Source organism: Treponema sp., from assembly GCF_045657965.1.
Taxonomy (GTDB): Bacteria; Spirochaetota; Spirochaetia; order Treponematales; family Treponemataceae; genus Treponema_D.
This window is the reverse complement of record NZ_JAZOUG010000022.1, coordinates 1-4,848: the sequence shown is the minus strand read 5'-3', so window position 1 is coordinate 4,848 and position 4,848 is coordinate 1. Positions and strand designations below refer to the sequence as shown.

Annotated in this window: 5 protein-coding genes; all 5 read left to right on the top strand. The window is 33.7% G+C overall.

Annotated features, from left to right (window positions below; all coding sequences use genetic code 11):
* The coding region (locus tag ACKI5B_RS00530) for a T6SS immunity protein Tdi1 domain-containing protein (RefSeq protein ID WP_407424999.1) at positions 1 to 239 on the top strand (239 nt) is incomplete at its 5' end.
* 299 nt (positions 240 to 538) lie between these two features.
* A complete protein-coding gene (locus tag ACKI5B_RS00525; protein WP_407424998.1) occupies positions 539 to 1,027 on the top strand; it encodes a hypothetical protein in 489 nt (162 codons plus the stop codon).
* Positions 1,028 to 1,125: 98 nt separating this feature from the next.
* Positions 1,126 to 1,413 carry a BrnT family toxin gene (locus ACKI5B_RS00520; protein ID WP_407424997.1) on the top strand — a complete coding sequence of 96 codons (288 nt, stop codon included), beginning with the start codon at positions 1,126 to 1,128 and terminating at the stop codon, positions 1,411 to 1,413.
* 1 nt (position 1,414) lies between these two features.
* Positions 1,415 to 1,627, top strand: a complete 213-nt coding sequence (locus tag ACKI5B_RS00515; protein ID WP_407424996.1) for a BrnA antitoxin family protein — start codon at positions 1,415 to 1,417, stop codon at positions 1,625 to 1,627.
* Between the two features lie 230 nt (positions 1,628 to 1,857).
* Positions 1,858 to 4,758: a UvrD-helicase domain-containing protein gene (locus ACKI5B_RS00510; RefSeq protein ID WP_407424995.1), complete on the top strand. Its 2,901-nt coding sequence runs from the start codon at positions 1,858 to 1,860 to the stop codon at positions 4,756 to 4,758.
* Positions 4,759 to 4,848: the final 90 nt, after the last annotated feature.

Below are 4,848 nucleotides of genomic sequence, written 5' to 3'. Positions count from 1 at the left end.
GGGATATAACATCTTTTTTTAATGACGTACTGCTTGATGATGATATAAAAAACTTTTTATTCGAACCAGAACTGGCAGTAAAAGCTGCCAAGAAGAAGGGCTCTCTTGATATAAATGAGATGTTTACCTTTGTGCCAGCATTGCGACTTGGTGGAAATAGGACTTTAGAATATGTAGATAAATGTAATGCACAAGTTCAATTGGATATATTGCTTCAACTCGCAAGAGAAAATAATTAAGAACTATTGAATATTTTTTAATCGAGTCAAGCTCGATTAAAAAATGAAATTGAACTTTAGGGTTTACGCAAGGAAGTGGTAGTACGCGGCTTTACGCCGCTTAGGAAAAATATAATAATAGAAGTGTAAGCTTCAAAAATTTGTACAGAAAATTTCATAAAAAAATATTTATGAAATCTAATTTTGTATAAGAAATATATTTGCCATAACAAAGGTTCGTAGCCGACAGGGGGTCAAGCCCGCTGCGGTACAACCAATTGTTATGTGGACGCCCGCACTGGGGCGCTTTTGGAGGAAAGATGAAAAAAACAATTTACATATTTTTAAGTTTTATAGTTTTACAAATAGCACTGAGTTCGTGTGCGACGACGAATTTTCCTAAAACTGTAAAAACGAAAGTCGGGACATTCTCGTACATTGAACGATTCAGAGATTATGAATGCAATGCGAAACGCGGGGAAGCTGACATTCGATATTATGTGCGTTTCGATGAGGAAACATCACAGACGGATTTAAGCGAAGCTTTCAAGTACCTTGAAAATCTTGCACAGAGTCTCGATGAAAACGAAGTGAAAGTCATTGCATTTGCTGACAAGGAATTTGATTACAAATACAATAAAATTCTGGAAACTTATAGCACTTACGCAGTTTATATCAATCTGTCAAAAAAACCGGGAAACTGCTTTATTGAGTATTGGCTTTATGGCAAGTCGGACGAATGGGACTATCCTCTCGCAGTTGCTTGCAACGAGAAAGGAGAGCCTGAGGCTGCGGCTTTTATAGGGTGAAAAAAGGTAAAAATCAAGTCAAGCCTGATTTTTTATACGGCGGGTCAAGCCCGCCTTTTTATTTGACAAAATCAGTATAGTATAATTATAATATAATTATGGATGAAATAATTTTTGAATGGGATCCTGTAAAAGCAGAATTGAATTATACGAAACATAAAGTAACTTTCGAGGAAGCAAAAAGTGTTTTTTATGATGAAAACGCAATCTTAATTGCAGATCCTGACCATTCAAGTATGGATGAAGACAGATTTGTAATGCTTGGACTAAGTTCAGAGTTACATATGCTGGTTGTCTGTCACTGTTATAGGGAAAATGACAGAATTAGAATCATATCGGCAAGAAAAGCAAATACACTTGAAGCCGCACAATATGGAGGAAGATAAAATGAGAGACAATTACGATTTTTCAAATGGAATAAAAAATCCTTATGCAGATAGACTCAAAAAACAGATTACAATTCGCCTTGACGACCAGGTAATTGAATATTTTAAGAATATGGCAGACGAAACAGGCATGCCTTATCAGAATATAATCAATTATTATCTGTTGGATTGTGTAAAAGAAAAGAAGCATTTGGAATTGGCGTTTAGTAAGTAAAATCACATAACAAGAAGTTCAAAGCCGACAAAAACTTTGGCACAAAAGTTGCTCTTCGTGGCTTTACGCCACCGCAACTTTTGCGCCAATTCTGCCGTTGGCAGAACCGTTTTTGCGGTTTAACTCATTGTTATGCTCACACGCCACTGGCGTGGAAAGTTTAGGTCGAATTAAGGTAGGAAATTCCAAAAATGCTGTATTTATGCTATAATCGATTATAGGTATTTGTGATGTCTGTCTTTAATCGCATTTTTGGAAGTAAAGCAACTTCTGATAAAAATAATATATCTACTCAATCAGAAAATCCAAAAATAAAAGAAATTTCACAATTACAAACATTTTTAGACAGCTTACTTTCACAAGATTCATATATTGCAAAATCTGAATATCTAAAGGAAATAGAAGCTAAAAAAGAAGTGATTTCATATTTCCAACAATTAAAAAATGATGATTTGCTATCAGATTTCTGCAAGAAAAACAGTATTTCAGAAAAAACAATTACATCCCTCATCACTAAATATTTGGACTTAAAAAAACTTGTTAATGAGCATAATGAAAAATTTATTGCTGAAAAACTTGAAACAGAAAAAAATTATCTTGATAAAGTACTGTCAGAAGTTGACCCAAACATTATGCTCGATGATGACCAACGTCGAGTTGTTCTTACAGATGAAGATTATTGTCTTGTAATTGCAGGTGCGGGAGCAGGGAAAACTACGACAGTTGCGGCAAAAGTTAAGTATCTTGTAGAAAAGAAAAATATAAATCCACGAGAAATTCTTGTTGTCTCATTTACAAATAAAGCTGTTGGAGAATTAAAGGATAAAATCAACAAGCAACTTAAAATTGACTGTCCGATTACTACTTTCCACTCTACAGGAAATGCAATCCTGCATAAAGAAAATGATGAAAAGCTGAATATTGTTCAAAACGAAAAACTATATTTTGTTCTTGAAGATTATTTTCGTGATTCTGTTCTTCAAAATCAGAAACTTGTCGATGACTTGATAAAATTCTTTGCAACATATTTTGACGCTCCGATTGAAGTAAAAGATAAAAATCAGTTTTTTACCAATTTGTCCGCTTCAAATTTTTCAACGATGAAAAGCGAGCTTGGTGAAGTAGACTATCAAGTTGAAATAAAAAATTCGCGGACTAAAAAATATGAAACAATTCAAAATGAAGTATTGCGTTCGCAGGAAGAAGTTCAAATTGCAAACTTCCTTTATCTGAATAATATCGACTATGAATATGAGCCATGCTACAAATACAATATCGAAGGCGCAAAGAAGCCCTATACACCTGATTTTAAAATCTCTCAGAATGGAAACGAAGCGTACATCGAACATTTTGGAGTTACAGAAGACGGTTTTAGTAACAGATACTCAGAGGAAGAATTAAAAAAGTACAATAAAGCAATGCGAGATAAAGTTGCCATTCACCGTCAGCATGGAACAAACCTTATCTGTACATGCTCCCAATATAACGACGGTCGGGAATTACTTGCACATTTAAAGGAAAAACTTGAATCTTTTGGTTTTGTTTTAAATCCACGCGACAACAAAGAAGTTATGAATAAGATTTCAAACCAAGACTCAAGCAGGTATATCAGAAAGCTGATTAATCTTGTGGACAGATTCATTTCTAATTTTAAAACCAACGGATATTCAGTTGAACAGTTTGATGAATGGGCAAATCAGACAAAAAATGTCCGCACAAAATTATTTTTGGGAATTTGCAAGGAATGTTATCTTGAATATGAGCGTTATCTTCACAAAAATAATGCAATTGACTTTTCAGATATGATAAATAAATCTGCTCGCCTTTTAAAAGAATCAAAAGCCGTAAGTGACCAGATTGATTTTAAATACATAATCGTTGATGAATATCAGGACATTTCTCGCCAACGATTTGATTTAGTCGGTGCTTTGCATGATGTTACAAGTGCAAAAATAATTGCAGTTGGTGATGACTGGCAGTCAATTTATGCTTTCAGTGGCTCTGATATAACTTTGTTTACAAAGTTTTCTGAAATCATGGGATACGCAGAACTTTTAAAAATCACGAAGACATATCGAAATTCTCAGGAAGTAATTGATATTGCGGGTAACTTTATTCAAAAAAATACAGAACAAATTAGAAAGACTTTAAAATCGCCAAAGACAATTACAGATCCTGTAATCATTTATACGTATGATTCAAAACAAAAAAGATTCGGTGGAAACTCGAACTACAATCTTGCAAAATCTGTTGAAACAGCAATAGAACAAATTTTGGAATTTAATAAAAAAGAAGGAAAGGATTCTAAAAAACAGGAAATTCTTTTACTAGGTCGTTTCGGTTTTGACGGTAAAAATTTAGAGCGTTCTAGTCTTTTTGAATATAAAGATTATGGAAACAAAATAAAATGCCTGAAATATCCGGATTTAAAAATTACATTTATGACTGCCCATGCTTCAAAGGGCTTGGGCTATGATAATGTAATTGTTATCAATGGAAAAAATGAAACTTATGGATTTCCTTCTAAAATTGAAAATGATCCCGTGTTAAATTATGTCGTAAAACGCGATGATTCAATTGAAGCTGCAGAAGAACGCCGCCTTTTTTATGTCGCAATGACGCGCACTAAGAACCGTGTGTATTTTATCGCACCGGAAGAAAATCCGTCTGAATTTCTTTTGGAGATAAAACACGATTATAAAAATGTTGTGTTAAAAGGCGATTGGAATGAAGATGTAAAGGCTGGAAGTGTATTCAAAAAATCCTGTCCGATTTGCGGCTATCCGCTCCAGCATAAAGTAAAAGCTGCTTATGGTCTTAATTTATGGATTTGCATGAATGACCCTGAAGTTTGTGATTTTATGACAAACAAAATAGAAGCAGGAAAATTATCAATCCAAAAATGTGATAAATGCGACGGTTACTTAATAGCACGACAACAAAAAGACGGGCGATATTTTTTAGGCTGTACCAATTATAATGCAAATGGAAAAGGATGTAGTAATATAATTTGGAATGAAGACTATTACAGAATGAATAATCTGACTCCAGAACCTGCTACAAAAATAGAAATTCCGAAAGGATATAATAAAGAAAAGCATAACACATATAAGGCCCCAAGTTGTCAATAGTTAAACTAAAAAAATACAACTTAGGGCTGTTTTTCAAAGTAAACAGTCTTTTTTTTGAGAACAAAAAAGTTTATCATCAAAATAGAAAAA

Excerpts from the sequence above, each read along its gene's own strand:
- ACKI5B_RS00520 (WP_407424997.1), top strand. The coding sequence starts at position 1,126 with ATGGATGAAATAATTTTTGAATGGGATCCTGTAAAAGCAGAATTGAAT.
- ACKI5B_RS00510 (WP_407424995.1), top strand. The coding sequence starts at position 1,858 with ATGTCTGTCTTTAATCGCATTTTTGGAAGTAAAGCAACTTCTGATAAA.
- ACKI5B_RS00525 (WP_407424998.1), top strand. The coding sequence starts at position 539 with ATGAAAAAAACAATTTACATATTTTTAAGTTTTATAGTTTTACAAATA.
- ACKI5B_RS00515 (WP_407424996.1), top strand. The coding sequence starts at position 1,415 with ATGAGAGACAATTACGATTTTTCAAATGGAATAAAAAATCCTTATGCA.